At 69.8% G+C, this 20,695-nt stretch carries 21 protein-coding genes and 1 riboswitch; of the genes, 8 read left to right on the top strand and 13 right to left on the bottom strand.

From position 1 onward, the window contains the following. Positions 1 to 103 precede the first annotated feature (103 nt). Positions 104 to 1,366 carry a multifunctional CCA addition/repair protein gene (locus tag ACQY9S_RS13975; RefSeq protein WP_428425756.1) on the bottom strand — a complete coding sequence of 421 codons (1,263 nt, stop codon included), beginning with the start codon at positions 1,364 to 1,366 and terminating at the stop codon, positions 104 to 106. Between the two features lie 147 nt (positions 1,367 to 1,513). Between ACQY9S_RS13975 and ACQY9S_RS13970 the strand changes: the two genes are divergently transcribed. Beyond that, positions 1,514 to 1,735 (top strand): hypothetical protein, encoded by a 222-nt coding sequence (locus ACQY9S_RS13970; RefSeq protein WP_428420339.1) that lies wholly within the window; start codon positions 1,514 to 1,516, stop codon positions 1,733 to 1,735. 46 nt (positions 1,736 to 1,781) lie between these two features. Here the strand turns inward: ACQY9S_RS13970 and ACQY9S_RS13965 are convergent, their stop codons facing one another. The 4 genes from ACQY9S_RS13965 to ACQY9S_RS13950 all read right to left on the bottom strand — a co-directional run bounded on the left by ACQY9S_RS13965 (position 1,782) and on the right by ACQY9S_RS13950 (position 6,661). After that, positions 1,782 to 2,468: a glutathione S-transferase family protein gene (locus ACQY9S_RS13965; RefSeq protein ID WP_428420337.1), complete on the bottom strand. Its 687-nt coding sequence runs from the start codon at positions 2,466 to 2,468 to the stop codon at positions 1,782 to 1,784. Positions 2,469 to 2,576: 108 nt separating this feature from the next. After that, positions 2,577 to 3,533: a complex I NDUFA9 subunit family protein gene (locus ACQY9S_RS13960; protein ID WP_428420335.1), complete on the bottom strand. Its 957-nt coding sequence runs from the start codon at positions 3,531 to 3,533 to the stop codon at positions 2,577 to 2,579. A 10-nt stretch (positions 3,534 to 3,543) separates the two neighbouring features. After that, positions 3,544 to 5,586, bottom strand: coding sequence for a transglycosylase SLT domain-containing protein (locus ACQY9S_RS13955; RefSeq protein WP_428420333.1), 2,043 nt, complete (start codon positions 5,584 to 5,586; stop codon positions 3,544 to 3,546). Between the two features lie 103 nt (positions 5,587 to 5,689). Beyond that, complete coding sequence (locus ACQY9S_RS13950; RefSeq protein WP_428420332.1) at positions 5,690 to 6,661, bottom strand: LysR substrate-binding domain-containing protein; 972 nt, start codon at positions 6,659 to 6,661, stop codon at positions 5,690 to 5,692. 102 nt (positions 6,662 to 6,763) lie between these two features. Here ACQY9S_RS13950 and ACQY9S_RS13945 point away from each other — a divergent pair, with 102 nt between their 5' ends. Continuing rightward, positions 6,764 to 7,045: a DUF2917 domain-containing protein gene (locus ACQY9S_RS13945; protein WP_428420331.1), complete on the top strand. Its 282-nt coding sequence runs from the start codon at positions 6,764 to 6,766 to the stop codon at positions 7,043 to 7,045. A 61-nt stretch (positions 7,046 to 7,106) separates the two neighbouring features. Here the strand turns inward: ACQY9S_RS13945 and ACQY9S_RS13940 are convergent, their stop codons facing one another. Beyond that, positions 7,107 to 7,508 carry a TfoX/Sxy family protein gene (locus ACQY9S_RS13940; RefSeq protein WP_428420329.1) on the bottom strand — a complete coding sequence of 134 codons (402 nt, stop codon included), beginning with the start codon at positions 7,506 to 7,508 and terminating at the stop codon, positions 7,107 to 7,109. 91 nt (positions 7,509 to 7,599) lie between these two features. Here ACQY9S_RS13940 and ACQY9S_RS13935 point away from each other — a divergent pair, with 91 nt between their 5' ends. After that, positions 7,600 to 8,214 (top strand): 5-formyltetrahydrofolate cyclo-ligase, encoded by a 615-nt coding sequence (locus ACQY9S_RS13935; protein ID WP_428420328.1) that lies wholly within the window; start codon positions 7,600 to 7,602, stop codon positions 8,212 to 8,214. Positions 8,215 to 8,323: 109 nt separating this feature from the next. On the opposite strand, the gene ACQY9S_RS13930 is transcribed toward ACQY9S_RS13935, so the two are convergent. Next, positions 8,324 to 8,914, bottom strand: coding sequence for an OmpW/AlkL family protein (locus tag ACQY9S_RS13930; RefSeq protein WP_428420327.1), 591 nt, complete (start codon positions 8,912 to 8,914; stop codon positions 8,324 to 8,326). Positions 8,915 to 9,109: 195 nt separating this feature from the next. Between ACQY9S_RS13930 and ACQY9S_RS13925 the strand changes: the two genes are divergently transcribed. Then, positions 9,110 to 9,940 carry a polyphosphate kinase 2 family protein gene (locus ACQY9S_RS13925; protein ID WP_428420325.1) on the top strand — a complete coding sequence of 277 codons (831 nt, stop codon included), beginning with the start codon at positions 9,110 to 9,112 and terminating at the stop codon, positions 9,938 to 9,940. Positions 9,941 to 10,017: 77 nt separating this feature from the next. Here ACQY9S_RS13925 and metF read toward each other — a convergent pair whose 3' ends face one another. From metF to ahcY, 3 genes are all read right to left on the bottom strand, one after another. Continuing rightward, positions 10,018 to 10,860, bottom strand: a complete 843-nt coding sequence (metF, locus tag ACQY9S_RS13920; RefSeq protein ID WP_428420324.1) for a methylenetetrahydrofolate reductase [NAD(P)H] — start codon at positions 10,858 to 10,860, stop codon at positions 10,018 to 10,020. Positions 10,861 to 10,865: 5 nt separating this feature from the next. Then, on the bottom strand, positions 10,866 to 11,633 hold the full coding sequence (locus ACQY9S_RS13915; RefSeq protein ID WP_428420322.1) for a TlyA family RNA methyltransferase: 768 nt from the start codon (positions 11,631 to 11,633) through the stop codon (positions 10,866 to 10,868). Between the two features lie 96 nt (positions 11,634 to 11,729). Then, the gene (gene ahcY, locus ACQY9S_RS13910) at positions 11,730 to 13,172 is read right to left on the bottom strand and encodes an adenosylhomocysteinase (RefSeq protein WP_428420321.1); all 1,443 of its coding nucleotides are present in this window, start codon (positions 13,170 to 13,172) and stop codon (positions 11,730 to 11,732) included. A gap of 85 nt (positions 13,173 to 13,257) precedes the next feature. After that, a riboswitch (S-adenosyl-L-homocysteine riboswitch) is annotated at positions 13,258 to 13,344 on the bottom strand. Between the two features lie 129 nt (positions 13,345 to 13,473). Between ahcY and ACQY9S_RS13905 the strand changes: the two genes are divergently transcribed. The 4 genes from ACQY9S_RS13905 (at position 13,474) to ACQY9S_RS13890 (ending at position 17,893) form a co-directional block, all read left to right on the top strand. Further along, entirely contained in the window at positions 13,474 to 15,141 is a 1,668-nt protein-coding gene (locus ACQY9S_RS13905; RefSeq protein WP_428420320.1) for a peptide chain release factor 3, read from the top strand. A gap of 94 nt (positions 15,142 to 15,235) precedes the next feature. Further along, the gene (locus tag ACQY9S_RS13900; protein ID WP_428420318.1) at positions 15,236 to 16,834 is read left to right on the top strand and encodes an FAD-dependent monooxygenase; all 1,599 of its coding nucleotides are present in this window, start codon (positions 15,236 to 15,238) and stop codon (positions 16,832 to 16,834) included. Positions 16,835 to 17,019: 185 nt separating this feature from the next. Continuing rightward, on the top strand, positions 17,020 to 17,457 hold the full coding sequence (locus ACQY9S_RS13895) for an OsmC family protein (protein WP_428420317.1): 438 nt from the start codon (positions 17,020 to 17,022) through the stop codon (positions 17,455 to 17,457). A 22-nt stretch (positions 17,458 to 17,479) separates the two neighbouring features. Then, on the top strand, positions 17,480 to 17,893 hold the full coding sequence (locus ACQY9S_RS13890; RefSeq protein ID WP_428420315.1) for a hypothetical protein: 414 nt from the start codon (positions 17,480 to 17,482) through the stop codon (positions 17,891 to 17,893). 185 nt (positions 17,894 to 18,078) lie between these two features. On the opposite strand, the gene ACQY9S_RS13885 is transcribed toward ACQY9S_RS13890, so the two are convergent. The 3 genes from ACQY9S_RS13885 to ACQY9S_RS13875 form a co-directional block, all read right to left on the bottom strand. After that, the gene (locus ACQY9S_RS13885) at positions 18,079 to 18,732 is read right to left on the bottom strand and encodes a DUF2238 domain-containing protein (protein WP_428420314.1); all 654 of its coding nucleotides are present in this window, start codon (positions 18,730 to 18,732) and stop codon (positions 18,079 to 18,081) included. A gap of 137 nt (positions 18,733 to 18,869) precedes the next feature. Next, positions 18,870 to 19,400: a hypothetical protein gene (locus tag ACQY9S_RS13880; protein WP_428420313.1), complete on the bottom strand. Its 531-nt coding sequence runs from the start codon at positions 19,398 to 19,400 to the stop codon at positions 18,870 to 18,872. A 346-nt stretch (positions 19,401 to 19,746) separates the two neighbouring features. Then, positions 19,747 to 20,601, bottom strand: a complete 855-nt coding sequence (locus ACQY9S_RS13875) for a transglutaminase-like domain-containing protein (protein WP_428420312.1) — start codon at positions 20,599 to 20,601, stop codon at positions 19,747 to 19,749. Positions 20,602 to 20,695: the final 94 nt, after the last annotated feature.

The following is a 20,695-nucleotide window of genomic DNA, read 5'->3' as shown; positions in this document are numbered from 1 at the left end:
GCCATTGTCGGCATGGCCTCGCCCGCTGTAAACCGCGGGCCCGGAGCGCAGCAGGGCCATCGGGTGCTGCTCGCGGCACGCCGCGGCCGGGGGCGCCTCGATTTCAGTCGAGCGCCGGGCCCACCGGGATTGCCAGCGCCGCGGCGACCGCCGCGATCCGCGCGTGCTGGATCGCTGCCCCCACGGCGGGCCCGCGGTCGCCGCGTGCGGCTGCAGCGGCGGCGACCTGCGCCGTGTCGACCGTCTGCGCGGCGGCCAGTGCGCCTGCCAGCCGGGGCGCCGGCTCGTAAGCCGCGCTCTCGAAGCCGAGCCGGCCGCGCGCGTCGCACTCGCAGGCCAGCAGCGCCTCGTCGAAGCGTGCCGGCTTGCGGAAGGCATCGCAGCGTTCCAGCAGGCGCACCAGCGCCGCGGCGCCGAACTCGCCGCTGCGGTGCACGTTGCCGTGCTCGCGTGCCACCACCTCGGCGAGTTCACGGCAGTCGGTCGGCACGCGCAGCCGTTCGCTCACGCTCCGCAGCAACGCCACGCTGCGCTGTTCGTGGCCGATGTGGCGCGGCAACACCTCGGCCGGGGTCGTGCCCTTGCCGAGGTCGTGACCCAGGCAGGCGTAGCGCACCGTCAACGGCGCGTCGAGCTGCGCGCTCATGTCCAGCACCATCATCAGATGCACGCCGGTGTCGACCTCGGGGTGGTACTCGGCGCGCTGCGGCACGCCCCACAGGCGCGCGACCTCCGGCAGCAGCCGCGCGAGCGCACCGCAGTCGCGCAGCACCTCGAACATCCGTGAGGGCCGCGGCTCCATCAGCCCGCGTGCGAGTTCCTGCCAGACCCGTTCGGGAACCAGCGCATCGGCCTCGCCGCTGTCGACCATCTGCTGCATCAGCTTCAGGGTCTCCGGCGCCACGGCGAAGCTCGTGAAGCGCGCCGCGAAGCGGGCAACGCGCAGGATGCGCACCGGGTCTTCGGCAAAGGCAGGTGACACGTGGCGCAGCAGGCCCGCGGCGATGTCGCGCCGTCCGCCGTAAGGGTCGATCAACGTGCCGTCGGCGGCGCGCGCGATGGCATTGATCGTCAGGTCGCGCCGCGCCAGATCCTGCTCGAGCGTGACCTCAGGGGCCGCGTGGAAGCTGAAGCCGCGATACCCAGGGCCGGTCTTGCGTTCCGAGCGAGCGAGGGCGTACTCCTCATGGGTCTGCGGGTGCAGGAAGACCGGGAAGTCGCGTCCGACCGGCAGGAAGCCCGCGTCCAGCATGGACTGCGGGGTGGCGCCGACGACCACCCAGTCCCGGTCGCGCACCGCCAATCGCAGCAGTTCGTCCCGCACCGCACCGCCCACTGCAAAAACCTGGGTGCCTTGTGGTGCCAGCGCGACGCGCCGCACCCCTTGTTCGGGGGGTGAACCTTGAGTCACGGGATACCGGAAGAGGCGTGGGTCGCATACATATCTAGACGGTGCAGCAGCGCGACATCGTGTGGATGCGAACGCTGCTGGCATCTTAATCAGGGAACCGTCATGCAAACCAAATCGCTACTGGCCGCACTCGCGCTGGCAAGCGCATTCATCCCCAGTTTTGCCGACCAGAAGGTCGAGAAAGCGGTGCCGGGCGTGGCACCTGCCGAGAGTGAACTTTCGATCAGCGCCCCACCGGCCTCGGAGCCGAGCAACTACGCCTTGCTGGTGGCAGCACTTGGCGTGCTGGGCTTCGTGGCGCACCGTCGCAGCAGCAAACGCTGACGGCGCGGTTGTACCGCACCAGAAAACGGGCCTTCGGGCCCGTTTCTCATGGCGCTGGGCGCTGTCGATAGGGTTCCTCGAAATCGAGGAACTCGTGTTCGGCCCGGGCTTGCGACACCCAGGCCTGCATGCCCGGCAGCGCGAACACTGCATCGATGTACGCCGCCGCGGCGGGCGGCACCGGCAGGCCGTAGGTGCGCAGCCGGCTGCACACCGGCGCGAAATACGCATCGGCGATCGTGAAGCGGCCGAACAGCATGGGGCCGCCGTGCGCGGCCAGCAATTCGCTCCACAGCTCGACGAGGCGGTCGAGATCGGCGCGCACGCCGGGCTGGTCCCGCAGCAAGCGGGTGCCCACGTCGAGCAGCGAGGCCTCGATGTTCATCGGGCAGTGGCTGCGGAGCGCGCCGAAGCCGGCGTGCATCTCGGCGCAGACGCTGCGTGCGCGAGCACGCGCCTTCGTGTCGGTCGGCCACAGCCTGGCTGCGGGGAACTTCTCGGCCAGGTACTCGGCGATCGCCAGCGTGTCCCAGACCGCGAGGTCCTCATCGATCAGCACCGGCACCTTGCCGGCCGGCGTGTGGGTTGCCAGTGCCCGCTTGAACTTCGAATCCGGCGCGAAACCGTCGAAACGGATCTGCACCTCCTCGAAAGGAATGCCGGCCTGGCGCATCAGCACCCAGGGGCGCAGCGACCACGACGAATAGTTCTTGTTGCCGATCACGAGTTGCATGGGGCCGCCTCCTGTGCCGCCGATGCTACTCAGCCCCGGCGTCCTGCGGCGTGCATTCGGCGCATCGGATTGATGCGTGACCGCCGCGTCGGGCGGCCGCGACCGCTCTCAGCGGCGCCGCGCCAGGGCGCGCCAGGCGTCGAGTCGCGCCGGACCGCGGCCCGCGCTCAGGTAGCTCGGGCCGATCGCCTCGAGGGCCGTCGGCGTGATGCCCAGGGCCTGCAGCCCCGGCAGCGTGCCGCTGGCGACGTTGGGCACGCGCATCGAGTCGAGGTTGTCGGGGGACATCAGCGGCGTCCCCGGTGCCAGCGCCAGAAGGCGTGCCTGGATGCGGCCCAAGGCGGCGGGCAGTGGGATGACGGGCCGCTCATGCCCCGACCAGTGACCGGCCAGCCGCACCAGTTCGGCCAGCGTGTAGACGCGCGGGCCGGCGCATTCGATGGTTTCCCACTCGGGCCGGGGGGCGACCAGGCTCTTCACGATGGCGGCGGCCACGTCCTCCACCCATACCGGCTGGAACTTCGCGTCGGCGCCGGCCAGCGGCACCAGCGGGAACACAGCCTGGAGTTGCGCGAACAGCTTCATGAAGCGGTCTTCTGCCCCGAAGATCACCGACGGCCGCAGCACCGTGAGACCGAGCCCGGCCGTGCGCAACGCCGCTTCGCCAGCGGCCTTGGAGCGCAGGTAGTTCGACGGTGCATCCGCGGCGGCACCGAGCGCGCTGACGTGCACCACGCGCCGCACGTTCGCCACCCGGCAGGCACGCGCCAGCCGCTGCGGCAGCGCAACGTGAGCCCGCTCGAACTCGGCCGCGCTGCCGTGCAGGATCGCGACCAGGTTGACCACGGCGTCGCGACCGAGCAGCAACCTCGTCAGTTGCCCGTCGTCGTGCAAATCGGCCTCGACCAGCTCGACGGTCGGCAGCATCGCCAGCTGTTTGGCGCGCTGAGGACGGCGGCTCGGCACGGTGAGGCGGGCGCCGGCCGCGCCGAAATGCTCGACCAGTTTTTCGCACAAGGCACTGCCGACGAAACCGGTGCCACCGAGGATCAGCAGGTTCTTCATGGGGTGCCGATCATGGCAGGTCGCGCTCGACCGGGCTAGGTGCTCCGACGTGCGGGCCGATCGCCGTGCCGAGCCGTGCACGCAGCGACTGCGGCTGTCCGCTGAGCAGCGTGGCGTAATCGGTGGCGTTGGACAAGACCTTCTTGACGTAGTCGCGCGTTTCGGTGAACGGAATGTTCTCGGCCCAGGCGGCCGCGTCCAGCGACGGACCCTCGCGCCATTTGCGTGGCCGGCTCGGCCCGGCGTTGTAGCCGGCCGCGGCCATGGCCTGGGAGCCGTCGAAGCTGTCGAGCATGAGCTTCAGGTAGCCGGTGCCGATCCGCAGGTTGGTGCCGTGGTCGGTGATGCGATCCTGCGTGTAGTCGATGCCGAGCTTGCGGGCGGTCCATTTCGCGGTGGCCGGCATCAGCTGCATCAGGCCCGAGGCGCCGACCGCCGAGCGCGCCGTGGCGACGAAGCGCGACTCCTGCCGGATCAGGCCGTAGACGTAGGCCGGGTCCAGCCCGGCCTCGCGCGCGCGGGCGACCACGTCGGCGCGGAACGGCGTGGGAAAGCGCTGCTCCATGTCGACCTGCTCGCGCGTGCGCTCGCTGGTGTTGATGCAGCGGTCCCAGATCTGGCGCTCGCAGGCCAGCTGCGCGGCCGCCAGCAGTTCGCGCTCGCCCATGCCGAACAGCGAGAAGTTCCATTCGCGCACGCCCTCGTTGCGCAGGCCGACGTCGATCAGCAGCAGGGCGCGCTGCAGGCCGGGATGCTGCGCCGCGGCGCTGCGTTCCTCCGGGCTCGGCGGTGCCGGGCGCGCGGGCAGAACCAGCGGCTGGCCCAGCTCCTCGGTGGCGAGCTTGCCGTAGAAGTGCAAGGGGTTCGCGATCGACGCGAGCAGCTCGTGTGCCTGCGCGCTCAGCGTGCCGCCCTCCTGGCTGCTGCCGGCCAGCGCCAGCAGGGCGCGGGCCTTCCAGTAGATCCAGGCCGGCTCGCGCTGCTCCGTGGGGCTCATGGCGTTGACCGCCTGCATGACCTGCTGCCAGCGCCCGGCGCCACCGTTGGCGCGCAGCGCGGCGCGCAGTTTCCACGCCAGCGTGTCGTCGGGCAGCGCCACCTCGACCGGCCCGGTGCGCGTCAGCTCGGCGCGCTGGAAGTGGTCGGATGCACCGTCGCTGAGCTTGAGGGCCGCCTGCTTGCCGATGCTGGCCCAGACCCAGCTGCTCAGCTCGGCCGGCAGCCGCGCGGCCCAGCGTTCGTTCATCGACGTCGCGGCCACATCGGGGTCGTTCGCCGCGCTGCGGATCAGCGCCAGTGCCGTCAGTTCGCTGGCGCCGCGATCCTTGGTCGATGCCTTGCGCGTCAGGTAGCGCTGCGGGTTGTCGCTCAGCTCGCCGACCGTGTTCGCCACCTCGTCGCCGAGCAGTGCGGCCGCCTGGCGTGCCATGCGCACCCGGTTGGCCTCGACCGCGAGCCGCGTCTTGCGCCAGGCATCCTCGGGACCCAGGCGTCTGGCCTCGAACAGTGTGCTGGCGAGCAGAGCGCAGCCGTCGTCGGCGTCGCGCTGCGCCAGCCAGGCGGCACGGGCGTCGTCCAGCACGTCCTGGCCATCGAGGTGGCGCGTCAGCAGCGCGTAACAGCTCACCTCGCGGTCGTCGTTGAGCTTGAAGCGCGGGTATTCGACACGGAAGTTGACCCAGTCGCGGCGCCTGCCGAGCTCGAGCAGCCAGTCGTTGCGCAACCGGTCCTCGACATAGCTGCCGGGCCAGCGGGCGTAGAAGGCGTTCAGTTCGTCCTGCTGCGCCTCGGCGAGCCGGTTGCCGAGTTCCCAGTAGTCGGCCCACATCGCGAGCGGGTGATTCGCCGCGAGTGCGGCGGCACGGGTGGCCGCCAGGCGACTCTTGTCCCGCTTGCGCAGGGCCTCGCGTGCATCGAGCACGGTGTCGTTGGCCGTCTGTGCCCGTGCCGGCGGCGGCGGGGCGAGCAGCGTCAGGGCTGCGGCGATGGCGGCGAGTGCGACCGCGCGGCTGAAGGTGTGGCAGTGCAGGGAAGTCGGGGTCTTGGGGGTCATGCCACGGAAGGAGCCGTGTCGATCGGCTTCGGTTCCGTTCGAATTTAACGCAGTCCCCAGCGGTGCATGACGACGCGAGCTCCTGCGAGTCACGGCGGCCGGCTCAATCCGGCACGCCTTCGCCTATGGCCTGTCGCGTCAGCGCCGCCTGCGCCTGTACCCAGGTCGCGAAACGCTGCACGTCGGCGCGTTCGCGTTTGCTGCCGGCGATGACCAGCCAGTAGGCGTAAGGGCTGCGCGTGCGGCAGTCCGGTCCGAACGGCTCGATCAGCTCGCCGCGAGCCAGTGATTCGTCGACCAGCGCCAGCCGGGCGAGCGCGATGCCCTGGCCGGCCAGGGCGGCCTGCACCTGCTGGTAGGTGAAGTTCAGGTAGATCCAGCGCCGCGGCTCCAGGCCGGGCAGGGACTGCAGCGTGAGCCAGTGGCGCCAGCTGACGAACTGCGTGCTGGCCAACTGGCTGTCTTCTTCGAGCAGCGTGTGCTGTGCCAGGTCGGCCGGTGTGCGCAGCGCGGGGGCGGCGCCGCTGGCGGCCTGCTCCAGCAAACGCGGGCTGACCACCGGTGTCAGGGTCTCGCCGAACAGCCGCAGCGCACCGGCGGGCGCCCGTTGCGCGCTGCAGTAGCGGATCACGATCTCGACCTCGGGGTCGTCCAGGTCGGCGAGGCGATCGTTCGCATCGATGCGGATGTCGAGGTCGGGATGGTCGCGTTGGTAGGCCTCGATGCGCGGCAGCAGCCACAGCGACGCGAACGACGGGAAGGTGTTGAGGTTCACGCCGCGACGGCCCCGCGCACTGCGGATCTGCCGAACGCCCGCGTCGAGCCGCTCCAGCGCCGGCGTCACGGCCGCCAGCAGCACGACGCCGTCGCCGGTCAGCGCGACGCTGCGTGTGCCGCGCGTGAACAGCGAACTGCCGACCTCCGCCTCCAGCGACTGGATCTGTCGGCTGATCGCCGACTGCGTGAGGTGCAGTTCCTCGGCCGCGGCGCGGAAGCTGAGGTGGCGCGCGACCGCCTCGAAAGCCCGGATCGGTCCGACCGACAGCGGTCGCTGGCGGGGTGTATTAGTGCTCATTGATCATCAATAGAGGGTTTCGATCTCATTGGATTCGAGGCCGAACATTGACGATGATATGACGCATGGGTTCCGCACTCGAGGGGCCCGTTGGAGCGCAACATGAGCTTGCACGATTCGCAACAATCTACGGACCAGGCGATGCCGCTGTGGCAGCTCGGCAGCGGCCAGACCCTGCGCCTGCCAGCGACGCGCAGTGCCCGTTGGCTGCGTCTGCGCGAGGGCCGACTGTGGGTGACGGCCGAGGGCCGTGTGGGTGCACCACCGCCGGAAGACTGGTGGCTTGCTCCGGGCCAGAGCCTGCGCCTGCCGGCCGGCACCGAGGTGCTGGCCGAGGGCTGGTCGGCGGCGAGCTTCGAGGTGCTGGAAGAGCCGCTCGCTTGACTGCGCGTCGGCTCCGGGCCGCGGCGTGTCGCGGCCGCCCCGGCGCTCGGCGGAGCGCCGCTCAGCCGTTTTTTCGCGGGCGCACGGCGCGCGCGGTGGCCCGCTTGCGGGTCCGCGCCGCTTGCGCGCGCAGCGCGGCTTCGAGCGCGAGCCGGGCCCAGGGGCGCAGTGCCTCGGGCGACTCGGTCGCTTCGTCGGGCGGGGTCCGGTAGCTCATCGTCGCGGTCCTGACGACGCCGTCACGCAGGCTTTCATAGACGAACGGGCGGGTGCCGGCGGCCTGCCACTGCGGCAGCGTCTGCGCGTCGGTCTTCAGGTAGAGCTGCTCGGCGGCGATCAGCCCGATCATCAGGCCGTCGAGGTAGAGACCGTGGCCGCCGAACATGCGCCTCGCATGGGCCGCACCGAGCGGCGCCAGCAACTCGACGCAGTGGGCGGCGAACTCGTTGTGCGGTGGGGCCATCGCCACAGTGTAGGCAGTGCCGGCGCACCGGGCCTGCACCGCGGGGCAAAATCGGTGCAGTCTTCCCACGCCAGCCAGCCACAGCCTGCCCATGACCCTGCCCTACGACCCGATGAGCCTGCCGCGCGACAAGGCGCAGTTGCGCCGGATGCTGCAGTCCGAGCGCCAGAGCCTGCTCGATCGCCAGGAGCGCGCCGAACAGTTGCAGGGCGTGCTGCGCGTCTGGCTGACGCAGCGCGACGACGTGACGCTGGGCGCCTACTGGGCGATCAAGGGCGAGTTCGATGCGCTGCCCGCCTTGCACCGCTGGACCGAGGGTGCCGGCCACGGCACCGGCGACGGGCCGCCGCGCCGCATCGGCCTGCCGGTGATGAACCGCCAGACCAGGCAGCTGCGCTTCCACCAGTGGTATCCCGGCTGCCCGATGGAGGAGGATGCCTACGACATCCCCAAGCCCAAGGGCACCGACCTGCTGATGCCCACGCTGTTGCTGGTGCCCTGCGTCGGCTTCGGGCCGAAGGGGCTGCGCCTGGGCTACGGTGGCGGCTTCTACGACCGCACGCTGGCGGCGCTCGAGCCGCGGCCGTTCACCGTCGGCATCGGCTACCGGCACGGCTACATCGAGTGGCTCGAGGCCGAGCCGCACGACATCCCGCTCGACGCGATGCTCACCGAGGACGGTGTGGCCTGGTCGCGCGAGGACTGAGGTCATGGATCCCCCGGCTGCGGCGTACCGCAGCCTCCCCCCGCGGGGGCTCGGCCGGCTTGGGGCGGCCCGGCGCTCGGCCGGGGTGCCTGCCCCGTTCCCCGGAGCCTCAGAAGCGCCAGCCCACCCCCACGCCGATCAGCACCGGATCGATCTTGAAGGTGCCTGCCTTCACGCCGTTGGCCGACACGTCGGTGCGGATCTGCACCTTCTTCACGTCGAAGTTGAGCACCAGCTTGTCGGTCAGCGGCACGTCGAAGCCGGCCTGCAGCGACAGGCCGAAGCTGTTCTTCTCGATGCTGAACGGCGCCGGCAGGTCGATCGACGAGAAGCGCGTGTAGTTGATGCCCGCGCCGACATAGGGCTGGAAGGCCGCGCCGGGCAGGAAGTGGTACTGCAGCGACAGCGTCGGCGGCAGGTGCTTGAGTTCGCCGATGCGTGCGCCCCCAGCGCGGACCTCCTGCTTCTGCGGATAGGTCAGTACCAGTTCGGTCGCGATGTTGGGCGTGAAGAAGTAGCTGAAGTCGATTTCGGGAAAGGTCTTGTTGTCGATGGACAAGCCGACACCGGTGCTGTCCTTGTTCGCCGAGTCGAGATGCAGGGCGCGCACGCGCACCAGCCAGTCGCCGCCGGCCGGCGCGGCCGCGGCGACGCCGCCGAGCGCAGACAGGACGAGGGCGGCGAGGATCTTCTTTTCCATGAGCTTCACTCCGATGACGCGGGGAGCTTCCCGCCTGCGCATTGCAGATCGCGCGGTCCTGCCGCCTCTTGCGCCATGTCAACCGTCGCCGGGCGTGCCGCGCCCGGCGCGCCGAACTTCTGAGGCAGATCAATCGGGCGCGTTGCGGTGTGGACGCGGCGCTACAGTGCACGCACACCCTTCCGTGGAGCAGCGATGGCCCGTTCGTCCGCCTACCTGAAGACCTACCGCGTCGGTCGCAAGCTCAGGCTCAAGGACATCGACCCCGGCGCCCGGCCCGCCGCGAGCAGCAGCCGCGAGGCCGACGACGCGCGGCTGGCCGAGCTGGCGATCGAGGTCGACCGGCTGCAGGACCTGCTCTATGCCAACGGCCAGGCCGGTGCGCCGCCGAAGCTGCTGCTGGTGCTGCAGGGCATGGACACCTCGGGCAAGGACGGCACCGCACGCTCGGTGTTCCGCCAGTGCAGCCCGCTCGGGGTGCGGGTCGCGGCCTTCAAGGCGCCGACCGAGGTCGAGCGCGCGCACGACTTCCTGTGGCGCGTGCACGCCGTGGTGCCGCGCGCCGGCGAGGTGGCCGTCTTCAATCGCAGCCACTACGAGGACGTGCTGGTGCCGTTCGTCGAAGGCTGGATCGACGCCGACGAGCGCGCCCGGCGGCTCGCTCACATCAATACCTTCGAGCGCCTGCTGCACGACAGCGGCACGACGATCGTCAAGTGCTTCCTGCACATCTCGAAGGACGAGCAGCGGTTGCGCCTGCAGGCCCGCCTCGACGACCCGGCCAAGCGCTGGAAATTCCAGCCTGGCGACCTGGAGACGCGCGCGAAGTGGAAGGCCTACCTCGCCGCCTACGAGACCGCGCTGGTGGCGACCTCGACCGCCTGCGCGCCCTGGCACGTGGTGCCGGCCGACAGCAAGAGCAACCGCAACCTGATGATCGCGACGCTGGTCGTGCAGGCCCTGGCGGGCATGAAGCTCAAGGCACCGAAACCCGACTTCGACCCGGCAGCTATCCGGATCGTGTGAGCTCCGCCGCGCGCCCTCCCGCCGCGTTGACGGGTGCGGGCATGCACGGGAGGTGATTCGCGCGCGAGCGCCGCGCCTCAGGCCAGACCGAGCCGGCGGCAGATCTCGAGCACCGGCGCCGACTGGTTCATCGCGTAGAAGTGGAGGCCCGGCACGCCGGCCGTGCGCAGCTGGTCGACGAGGTCGGTCACCACGTCCAGGCCGAAGCTCTGGATCGACGCGCGGTCGTCGCCGAAGGCCTCGAGCCGCCGGCGGATCCACCGCGGGATCTCGGCGCCGCAGGCTTCCGAGAAGCGGATCAGCTGCGAGGAGTTCGTGATCGGCATGATGCCCGGCACGATGTCGATGTCCACGCCGAGCGCGTGTGCATCGTCGACGAAGCGGAAGTAGGCATCGGTGTTGTAGAAGTACTGCGTGATGGCGCTCGAAGCACCCGCCTTGGCCTTGATGGCGAAGGCCAGCAGGTCGGCCTGCGGGCTCTTGGCCTGCGGGTGGGTCTCCGGGTAGGCGGCGACCTCGATGTGGAAGTGGTCGCCGGTCTCGGTGCGGATGAACTCCACCAGCTCGCTCGCATAGCGGAACTCGCCATAGGCGCCGTAGCCCGACGGCAGGTCGCCGCGCAGCGCGACGATGCGCTTCACGCCGGCGTCCTTGAACTGCTGCAGCGTCGTGCGCGCCACCGCCCGCGTGGTCCCGAGGCAGCTGAAATGCGGCACGCCCTCGACGCCGTCGGCCCGGATCGCCTGCACCGTGGCCCAGGTGCCCTCCTGCGTCGAGCCGCCGGCCCCGTAGGTGACCGAGCAGAACTGCGGCCGGACCGCATACAGCGCGCGGCGCACCGCGGCCAGCTTCTCGGCGCCTTCGGGCGTCTTCGGCGGGAAGAACTCCAGGCTCAGCGGGAGCTTCGACTTGCTGTTCATCAGATTCACTCCGGTCTCCGGGGCTGTGCCCGGATGAAGAATTCTCGGTTGCCGTCGCCCCCGGCGACGGCGCTGTCGATCCAGTCGATCACGGCCAGGCCGAGCTGCCGGCAGGCCTCGCGCAGCTTGCGCTCGACCTCGGCATAGGAGGCCGCGCTTTTCACCAGCCCGCCCTTGCCGATGTCCTTGGGCTGCAACTCGAACTGCGGCTTGACCAGCGCGAGCAGCGTGCCACCGGCCGCCAGCAGCGGCACCAGCGCCGGCAGCACCGTCGTCAGCGGGATGAAGCTCAGGTCGGCGACCACCACATCGAAGCCGGCCTGCGGCATCGAGGCGCCGAGCGCCTCGCGCGTCAGCCCGCGCGCATTGAGGCCCTCGATCGCCGTGACCCGGGCATGCCCGCGCAGCGACGGGTGCAATTGCCCGCGGCCCACGTCGACGCCGACCACCCGCGCCGCGCCGCGCGCCAGCAGCACCTCGGTGAAGCCGCCGGTGCTCTGGCCGACATCCAGCGCCGTGCCGCCGGCGACATCGAGCCCGCAGTGCGCGAGCGCGCCGTCGAGCTTGAGCCCGGCGCGCGAGACCCAGCGCAGCTCGGCGTCGTCGGTGACGCGCAGCTCGGTGGCCTCGGCCAGGTCTTCGCCCGACTTGCGCAGGCGCACCCAGTCGGCCGCTGCACGCCGCTCGACCGCGCCGCGGTCGATCAGCCGCTGCGCGGCCGAGCGCGTCGGCGCGAGGCCGCGCTGAACAAGAAGCTGATCAACACGTGGCATATGGATAAACCGAGTAGACGCCGCGGATCCGGTTCCGCCGGTCCGCCAGCGTCGCCCCGTGGAGGGGGAGCGGCACAGCCGCAACGGGGGTGGGGGTCAGTACCGATAGGTGTCGGCCTTGTACGGCCCCTGCTTCGGCACGCCGATGTACTCGGCCTGCTCGTCGGTCAGCTCCGTCAGCATCGCGCCGACCTTCTTCAGGTGCAGGCGCGCGACTTTCTCGTCCAGGTGCTTGGGCAGCACGTAGACCTTGCCCACCTCGTAGTAGTCGCTGTGCGTGAACAGCTCGATCTGCGCGATCGTCTGGTTCGCGAAGCTCGACGACATCACGAAGCTCGGGTGGCCGGTGGCGCAGCCCAGGTTCACCAGGCGGCCCTTGGCGAGCAGGATGATCTTCTTGCCGTCCGGGAACACCACATGGTCGACCTGGGGCTTGATCTCGTCCCACTCGAGCTTCTCGAGCGATGCGACGTCGATCTCGTTGTCGAAGTGGCCGATGTTGCAGACGATGGTCTCGTCCTTCATCGCCGCCATGTGCTCGTAGCGGATCACGTTCTTGTTGCCGGTGGCGCTGACGAAGATGTCGGCCTTGTCGGCCGCGTACTCCATCGTCACGACCTTGTAGCCTTCCATCGCGGCCTGCAGCGCGTTGATCGGGTCGATCTCGGTCACCCACACCTGGGCCGACAGCGCGCGCAGCGCCTGGGCCGAGCCCTTGCCCACGTCGCCGTAGCCGGCTACACAGGCCACCTTGCCGGCGACCATCACGTCGGTCGCGCGCTTGATGCTGTCGACCAGCGACTCGCGGCAGCCGTAGAGGTTGTCGAACTTGCTCTTCGTGACCGAGTCGTTGACGTTGATCGCGCGGAACAGCAGCGTGCCCTTGGCCGACATCTCCTTCAGGCGGTGCACGCCGGTGGTCGTCTCCTCGGTCACGCCGATGATCTGGGCGCTCTTGCGGCTGTACCAGGTCGCGTCCTGCGCCAGCTTGGCCTTGATGGCGGCATAGAGGCAGGTTTCCTCTTCGCTGGTCGGCTTGCTCAGCACCGACGGGTCCTTCTCGGCCTTCTTGCCCAGGTGCATCAGCAGCGTCGCGTCGCCGCCGTCGTCGAGGATCATGTTCGGGCCTTCACCCTCGCTGCCTTTGGCGCCGAACTCGAAGATGCGGTGGGTGTAGTCCCAGTAGTCGGTGAGGTTCTCGCCCTTGTAGGCGAACACCGGCGTGCCCTGGGCCACCAGCGCGGCCGCGGCGTGGTCCTGCGTGGAGAAGATGTTGCACGAGGCCCAGCGCACCTGCGCGCCCAGCGCCTGCAGCGTCTCCACCAGCACGGCGGTCTGGATCGTCATGTGCAGCGAACCGGTGATGCGCGCGCCCTTGAGCGGCTGGCTCTTCGCGAACTCCTGGCGGATCGCCATCAGACCGGGCATCTCGGTCTCGGCGATCTTGATCTCCTTGCGGCCCCAGTCGGCGAGCGACAGGTCGGCGATGACGCTATCGACGTCGGTCGGTCGGGTGGCGGGCTTGATGACAGCGCTCATATCTCTCTCCGGTTCAACGACAGATGAACCGCAGGGGCCGCGACCGAAGGGGAGGGGAGATGCCACTCACCGCGCGTGACGAACCTGCGGGTGAGCGCCGTTGCCTTGGGGAAGGTTCCGAGCCTGGCCGTCGCGCCTGAACAGGCCAACGGTTGCAACGCTCCTCGGAAGCCGGCATTGTAGTCGCGGCGGGATTCCCCGCCCGGATCGGGCGCACGGCAGGCAGCCCTGCGGCGACAATCGCACGTTGTTCGCGCCGGCCCTTCCCGCCAGCCCCGGTGCGCCGCCTTGGAGTCTTCCCGTGTCCCTCTCCCCCGACGCCAGCCCGTTGTCCGGCGAAGTGCGCCGCCGCCGCACCTTCGCGATCATCTCCCACCCCGACGCCGGCAAGACCACGCTGACCGAGAAGCTGCTGCTGTTCTCGGGCGCGATCCACATCGCCGGGTCGGTGAAGGCGCGCAAGGCCACGCGCCACGCCACCTCCGACTGGATGGAGATCGAGAAGCAGCGCGGCATCTCGGTCGCCAGCTCGGTGATGCAGATGCTCTACCGCGACTGCGTGATCAACCTGCTCGACACCCCGGGCCACAAGGACTTCTCCGAAGACACCTACCGCGTGCTGACCGCGGTCGACGCGGCGCTGATGGTGATCGACGCGGCCAACGGCGTGGAGCCGCAGACGCGCCGGCTGATCGAGGTCTGCCGCCAGCGCGACACGCCCATCATCACCTTCGTCAACAAGATGGACCGCGAGGGCAAGGAGCCGCTCGCGTTGCTCGACGAGATCGAGCAGGAGCTCGGCATGCCCTGCGTGCCGATGACCTGGCCGGTCGGCCAGGGCAAGGCCTTCGGCGGCATCGTCGACCTGCGCAAGCAGCAGATGCGCCTCTTCAAGGCCGGCGCCGACAAGCGCAGCGACCAGACGGGCGCGGGCAGCGACGAGATCGTGCCGCTGACCCAGTCCGACAAGCTGCGCGCGCGCTTCGGCCACGACTACGAGCAGGCCGAAGGCCACATCGAGCTGCTGACCGCCGCCGCGCCGGCCTTCGACGAGGCAGCCTTCGTCGCCGCCAAGCAGACGCCGGTGTTCTTCGGCTCCGGCGTCAACAACTTCGGCGTGCAGGAGGTGCTCGATGCGCTGGTCGACCTGGCGCCGCCGCCGGCCGCGCGCCACGTGACGCGGGCCGACGGCAGCGAGCACGAGGTGCCGCCGCAGTCGCCCGGCTTCTCGGGCGTGGTGTTCAAGGTGCAGGCCAACATGGACCCCTCGCACCGCGACCGCATCGCCTTCGTGCGCGTCAACTCCGGGCGCTACACCGCGGGCATGAAGCTGCGCGTGCAGCGCACCGCCAAGGAGCTGCGGCCGACCTCGGTGGTCACTTTCCTGTCGCAGCGGCGCGAGGCGGTCGACGAGGCCTATGCCGGCGACATCATCGGCTTCACCACCCACGGCGGCGTGCAGCTCGGCGACACCATCACCGACAGCGAGGCGCCGGCCGGCTTCGGCAGCTACACCGGGCTGCCGTTCTTCGCGCCGGAGCTGTTCCAGACCGTCGAGCTCGCCAACCCGATGAAGAGCAAGCAGCTCCAGCAGGGCCTGCTGCAGCTCGGCGAGGAGGGTGCGATCCAGGTGTTCCGGCCCACCGTCGGCGGCGCGATGCTGCTCGGCGCGATCGGCCAGCTGCAGTTCGAGGTGGTGCAGCACCGCCTGAAGGCCGAGTACGGCGTCGACGTGCGCCTCTCCGGCAGCCGCTTCCACGGCGCGCGCTGGGTGACCTGCGACGACGACGCGGCGATGCGCAAGTTCACCGACGAGGCCGCGAACAAGCTGGCGCTCGACGCGGCCGACACCCTGGCCTACCTGATGACCTCGCCCTACGACCTGCGCCTCACGCAGGACCGCCATCCGCAGGTGGTGTTCCACCCGCTGCGCGAGCACGCCGGGCTGGCGCTGCAGCAGGCCGCCTGAGGCGGGGCCGGTCCCGCAAACCCCCACGCCGCGCGGGGGGGGCTGGACGGCGCGTCTCGCCTTGCCGCAACATTGCCGCGGGGAGGGGCGCGCCATGTTGCACACGCCGGTGCTCATCGTCGGGGCAGGCCCCACGGGCCTGATGCTCGCCTGCCAGCTGGCCCGTCACGGGGTCGAGTTCCGCATCGTCGACGGCAAGGCCGGACCGACCCGCGAATCGCGCGCCCTCGGCGTGCAGGCCCGCACGCTGGAATTGTTCGAGTCGATGGGCATCGCCGCCGAGGCGGTGGCTCAGGGCCGGCCCACCTTCGCCGGCAACATCTATGTCGGGCGCCGGCGCGTGCAGCGCATCCCGCTGGGCGACATCGGGCAGGCGGTGACGCCGTTCCCCTATTTGTTGATCCTCGAGCAAAGCCGCAACGAGGCCTTGCTCTACAAGACCCTGCAGGCCGCCGGTCGCGAGGTGAACTGGCACACCACGCTCACCGACGTGCGCAACGAGGCGCGCGGTGCCGCCGTCACCGTGCGCCACGCCGACGGCAGCAGCGAAATGCTGCGCTGCGACTGGCTGGTCGCCTGCGACGGCGCCCGCAGCCCGGTGCGCGAGCAGCTCGGCCTGCCGTTCTCGGGCGGCACCTACGAGAACGCCTTCTACGTGGCCGACACCCGCGTCGACTGGGCGCTGCCGCACGGCGAGCTCACGGTCTGCCTGTCGAGCGAGACCTTCGTGGTGTTCTTCCCGATGCCGGGCGAGCAGCGCTACCGTGTCATCGGCACGCTGCCGCACGACACGGGCGTGGACGCGCCGGCGCTGCGCTTCGAAGACATCGAAGCCGCGGTGCGCGCGCAGATGGACATCGAGGTGCGCTTCGCCGAGACCGCGTGGTTCTCGGCCTACCGCGTGCACCACCGCTGCGTGGAACGCCTGCGAGCCGGGCGCTGCTTCATCGCCGGCGATGCCGCGCACGTGCACAGCCCGGTCGGCGCGCAGGGCATGAACACCGGCCTGCAGGACGTGAGCAACCTGGCCTGGAAGCTGGCGCTGGTGGTGCAGGGCCGCGCACGCGAAGACCTGCTCGACAGCTACCACGCCGAGCGCTGGCCGGTCGCGCAGCAGCTCTTGAAGACGACCGACAGCGCCTTCCAGTTCATCATCAGCCCCAACCCGCTGGTGCGTGCCTTCCGGCTGCACGTGTTCCCTCGCATCGCCGCCCGCGTGATGGCCCGGCCGGCGGTGCGCAGGCGCCTGTTCCGGGTCATCTCGCAGACGGGAATCCACTACCGAGGCAGCCGCCTGTCGCAAACGGTGGCTGCGCTGAGCGTGCAGGCCGGCGACCGCTTGCCCTACGCCGAGATCTCGGCACCGCTGGCCGATCCGGCCGTGTCGGTCTACGCCTGGCTGGCCGCGCCCGGCTTCCATCTGCTGCTGATGCAGCGCAACGCCGATGGGCTCGCTGCACTGGCGCGGACCTGGGCCGCGCGCCTGGCGAGCGCCTGTCCCGGCTGGTTCCATGTGCATGCGATCGCCGCGAACGCCGGCACCGACGGCCTGTTCGACGTGCTCGGTGTCGGGCAGCAGGCGCTCGTGCTGGTGCGCCCCGACCAGTACATCGCCTGCACCGACGAGTGTCTCGAGTGGTCGGCGCTCGAAAGCTATCTCGATCGCACGCTGGGCATGCTGCCGAGCCACTGATGCCGGCCGCCGGCACCGCGCGGTACCAGCCGTTGTAGGACGCGGCCCGCAGCGCGTCGCGGTGCCGTCCCATCGCGGCCGGGCAGCGCACTGCCGATACTGCTTGCATCGGTCGAGCGCTCGGCTGCCCGTGGCGTTGCCGCCGGCACCGAAACGCGCGCCGCCACCCCCATGCAGGAGCCGCCATGATCGAGAAGAACGCCAGCGTCCACTGGGAAGGCCGGGGCAAGCAGGGCCAGGGCCAGGTCAGCACCGAGACCGGCGCGCTGCAGGCCTACCCCTACGGCTTCGGCAGCCGTTTCGAGGACGACCGCCGCGGCAGCAACCCCGAGGAACTGCTCGGCGCGGCCCACGCGGCCTGCTTCACGATGGCGTTCTCGTTCGCCTGCGACAAGGCCGGCTTCGCCACCACCGCTGTCGACACCCAGGCCAGCGTGCGCCTGGCGAAGCAGGGCGAGGGCTTCGTCATCGACCGCATCGCGCTGCGCCTCGAAGCCACCGTGGCCGGCGTCGACGATGCCATGTTCCAGCAACTGGCCCAGAGTGCGAAGGAGAACTGCCCGCTGTCGAAGGCGCTGGCCAGCGTGCCCAGCATCACCCTGGTGGCCACGCTGCGCCGCTGACCCACCTGTCCGAGGGCGCCGCATGAACATACCGAGCATTTTTCCGGCGCTCGCCGGCTGGTTGATCGCGAGCGCCTGCACGCTGGCCTTCGGCCAGATGGACACGCCGTCGCCTCCCGGCCCGCCGGCGGCGCAAGCGGTGCGCCCCCCGGCGAAGCCGCCGCTGCGGCCGCCGGCACCGCCTTCGTCGGCCCCCTTGCACGCGGCAACGCCGGCCTACCCGGGAGATCCGCAGATCAACATCCCGCTCGGCAAGAAGCCGGTGCCCCCGGCGACCGAGGCGTCTGCGCCGGAGCCGCCGCGCGCCGCGTCGGCGCCCAGCGCGGCGCGCGATTCGATGGCCCGCTGCGACCGCCTGTCGGGCAAGGCGGCGGTGGCCGAGTGCCGCCGCCGCGCGGCGATCGAAGCCAAGCTGCAGCGGCCACCGTCCCCTTGAGGCAAGGCGCTCGGTTCATGCCCAAAAAAGAAGCCCGGTACAGCAGCGCTGCACCGGGCAATTGACGATGATCATTCCTGGTGGATTGGCGTCCAGAGAGGAATGGATTCATCCTAGTTCCTGCCCGCCGTTTCCGGGCCGGGAAAGCCTCCCGAAGTGAGGGGGCATTCGCCGGAGCGAGGCGGCTACCGGGTTCCCGCCTCGGCGCCGGTGAGCGCCCGCAGCTGCCGGTCGTGCCGGCGCGCCAGCAGCCACTGCGCGGCCATCGCGCCGAGCCAGGCGCAGAACATGTCCTTCTGGGTGTCGAACGGGTCGCCCTGCGTGCCCAGGAAGGCGTCGGCGCCGCCGCCCAGCGCAACGGCCGCGCCCCATTCGACCAGCTCGTAGAGCGCGCTGATCGCGAGGCACACCGCGGTGACCAGCGTGAACAGCCAGCCGCCGCGCATGTCGGGCCGCGCCAGCGGCGTGAGCCGCAGCAGCAGCTCGCGCGCGGCGATCGCCGGCACGAAGCCCTGCATCAGGTGGCCGATGCGGTCGTAGTGGTTGCGCGTGAAGCCGAACCACTCCTGCATCCAGTGGCCCAGCGGCACCCGCGCATAGGTGTAGTGCCCGCCCAGCATCAGCACCGCCATGTGCAGCAGGATCAGGCCGTAGAGCAGCGGCGTCAGCGGGAAGCCGAGCTGGGTTGCCAGCAGCAGCGGCAGCACCACCAGCACTGGCGCCACCTCCAGCAGCCAGGTGCCCCGCTCGTACGGGTGCAGGCCGGACCAGGCCAGCAGTGCTGCGGCGACGGCGGCATAGACCCACAGACCCTTGAGCGACAGGCTGGCGTTCGGCATGCACCGATGCTGCCAGAAGCGCCGAGGGTTGTTCCGCCGCCATGAGGGTGCGGTCGAGCGTGAATTGGCGGCTTCTCTTCAATTGTCGCGATTGACAACGGAAAGTGCGTCGTCAACCCGACAGAGGAACGGCCTGACTAGAGCCGTTTCAGCCCTTCGTCATAGCTGATGACTTCGTAAGCCTGGCTGTATTTGAGTGCGCCATCGACGATCGCATCGATCTTCTCGGCCGTATCCATCTTCTTCATCTTCGTCTTGTCGAGATAAAGGAAGTCGATGAGTTCGTTATAGACCGACGTGTCGTCAAGCGGCAGAACGTAAAACGGAACACCATTGAATTCGATCTGATAGCGCGAGGCGCGATCGAGATCGGACACGTAGATGAAGTATTTGCCGCCGGCCTTGATGTTCGCGCCCAGCGCCTCGATCAGCGCGGGAAGATGTTTGAAGGTCGAAAGCGAACCAGCCAGAAAAGACAGGGTCGCCTGCGCGTCGTCGGCCGCGGCGAAGGCCGCTTCAAGCGTCACCGCCGGATCAAGCGTCAGAGCGATTTCACCGCGAAAGCCGAAACGGCCAGGGAAACGCGTTGGCCCATTGTGAGCCGGCTTCAACAACCGACCTTCAGCTTCGAGACGCTGAAAAGCGGGGGATTTGATGGTGGTGGTCATGACATGTCCTTGTAATCCCGTCCTCGCGCATCAACGCTCGAACGGATTGTTCTTTCGGGATTGGAAGCAAAAAGGCGAGATGGAAGACGCGGCCCGTGCGATCACGTCCGGAGATGTCTTCTTGTGAGAGTGCGGATTGCCTCGCCAATAGCGAGCCAAGACGGGATTGCGCGTTGATCGACGCGCTCCGGGCCATGCCACCCGGATTGAAAGCCGCCGCCACAAGCGACGCTCCTGCCAATAGCCACTGCATTTATCGGGCCACGAGTCTTGCGCACTCACCCTTTTCAGTTCCGCAGGCACGGTGGCCCGACCCTGCGGATCGGGCCGCGCCGCCGCTGGTGCTTCAGAGCTTCAGGCGGCCGACCGCCTCGATCTGCGGGTTCATGCTCAGCATGCGCGCCGGGCCGAACAGCGTGGCGAAGGCCACGTCCTTGGCGTCGCGGCCGCTGGCAATGCGCACCAGGTCCTCGACCTGCGACATCTTGGTCGGGTCGAACAGCACCCAGCGCCCGCCCAGCCAGGCTTCGAACACCGCGTGGAAGTCGGGTGGCGGCTCGTCGAAGTGCGCATAGCCCACCGCCAGTCGGGCCGGGATGTTGAGCGCGCGGCAGAAGGTGATGCCCAGGTGGGCGAAGTCGCGGCACACGCCGGCGCGCTGCACGAAGACTTCGCGCGCGGTGGTCGTCGGCCCGGTCGAGCCGATCGCATATTCGATGTGCTCGTGGATCCAGTCGGCAATGGCCTGCACCCGCGGGTGGCCGGGTGGCAGGTCGCCGAACAGTTGCAGTGCGGCGCGCCCGAGGTGGTCCGATTCGCAGTAGCGCGTGGGCGCCAGGTTGTGCAGTACGTGGTCGGGCAGCTCGTGGACCGGATGCTCCGGTGCCTGCAGGTCGCGCGCGAACGGCCGCTTCCTCACCAGCGCGCGGTACAGCAGCGTGAAGCGGCCGGCCTCGGCCCGCACCCGCGTGAAGCGGTGGCCCTGCGTCGGGTCGGCGAACACGTGGAAGGGCACCTTGCTGTGGAAGGCGATGGACTCGCCGCTGATCCGCTGTTCGGGGTCATCGAGGGCGTGCACCAGGAACACGAAGTCGGTCGGGGCGCTGACCTCGTAGCTCAGCTCGCAGTCGATGCGGAACACGCGTTCCTTCAGCCGCGGCGCGGCCGAAGGAAGAAGCGGAAGCAGGGCGGAGACGGGCATGACGCGACAGGCTGATGACACCGGTGTTCATTTCAGCTGCGCCGGCCGGGGCTCACCATCGGACGCGCCGCCGCGGCGGCGTAGGACACCGCCG

The organism is Methylibium sp. (assembly GCF_965279545.1).
Classification (GTDB): Bacteria; Pseudomonadota; Gammaproteobacteria; order Burkholderiales; family Burkholderiaceae_C; genus Methylibium.
The sequence above is the reverse complement of the archived record's forward strand: the minus strand, read 5'-3'. Positions and strand labels throughout refer to the sequence as shown.

Coding starts and splice junctions, on each gene's coding strand:
- ACQY9S_RS13965 (WP_428420337.1), bottom strand. CDS start 2,468: ATGCAACTCGTGATCGGCAACAAGAACTATTCGTCGTGGTCGCTGCGC.
- ACQY9S_RS13875 (WP_428420312.1), bottom strand. CDS start 20,601: ATGCCCGTCTCCGCCCTGCTTCCGCTTCTTCCTTCGGCCGCGCCGCGG.
- ACQY9S_RS13890 (WP_428420315.1), top strand. CDS start 17,480: ATGAACATACCGAGCATTTTTCCGGCGCTCGCCGGCTGGTTGATCGCG.
- ACQY9S_RS13970 (WP_428420339.1), top strand. CDS start 1,514: ATGCAAACCAAATCGCTACTGGCCGCACTCGCGCTGGCAAGCGCATTC.
- ACQY9S_RS13940 (WP_428420329.1), bottom strand. CDS start 7,508: ATGGCCCCACCGCACAACGAGTTCGCCGCCCACTGCGTCGAGTTGCTG.
- ACQY9S_RS13955 (WP_428420333.1), bottom strand. CDS start 5,586: ATGACCCCCAAGACCCCGACTTCCCTGCACTGCCACACCTTCAGCCGC.
- metF (WP_428420324.1), bottom strand. CDS start 10,860: ATGAACAGCAAGTCGAAGCTCCCGCTGAGCCTGGAGTTCTTCCCGCCG.
- ACQY9S_RS13935 (WP_428420328.1), top strand. CDS start 7,600: ATGACCCTGCCCTACGACCCGATGAGCCTGCCGCGCGACAAGGCGCAG.
- ACQY9S_RS13925 (WP_428420325.1), top strand. CDS start 9,110: ATGGCCCGTTCGTCCGCCTACCTGAAGACCTACCGCGTCGGTCGCAAG.
- ACQY9S_RS13900 (WP_428420318.1), top strand. CDS start 15,236: ATGTTGCACACGCCGGTGCTCATCGTCGGGGCAGGCCCCACGGGCCTG.
- ACQY9S_RS13950 (WP_428420332.1), bottom strand. CDS start 6,661: ATGAGCACTAATACACCCCGCCAGCGACCGCTGTCGGTCGGACCGATC.
- ACQY9S_RS13960 (WP_428420335.1), bottom strand. CDS start 3,533: ATGAAGAACCTGCTGATCCTCGGTGGCACCGGTTTCGTCGGCAGTGCC.
- ACQY9S_RS13930 (WP_428420327.1), bottom strand. CDS start 8,914: ATGGAAAAGAAGATCCTCGCCGCCCTCGTCCTGTCTGCGCTCGGCGGC.
- ACQY9S_RS13915 (WP_428420322.1), bottom strand. CDS start 11,633: ATGCCACGTGTTGATCAGCTTCTTGTTCAGCGCGGCCTCGCGCCGACG.
- ACQY9S_RS13885 (WP_428420314.1), bottom strand. CDS start 18,732: ATGCCGAACGCCAGCCTGTCGCTCAAGGGTCTGTGGGTCTATGCCGCC.
- ACQY9S_RS13895 (WP_428420317.1), top strand. CDS start 17,020: ATGATCGAGAAGAACGCCAGCGTCCACTGGGAAGGCCGGGGCAAGCAG.
- ACQY9S_RS13880 (WP_428420313.1), bottom strand. CDS start 19,400: ATGACCACCACCATCAAATCCCCCGCTTTTCAGCGTCTCGAAGCTGAA.
- ahcY (WP_428420321.1), bottom strand. CDS start 13,172: ATGAGCGCTGTCATCAAGCCCGCCACCCGACCGACCGACGTCGATAGC.
- ACQY9S_RS13945 (WP_428420331.1), top strand. CDS start 6,764: ATGAGCTTGCACGATTCGCAACAATCTACGGACCAGGCGATGCCGCTG.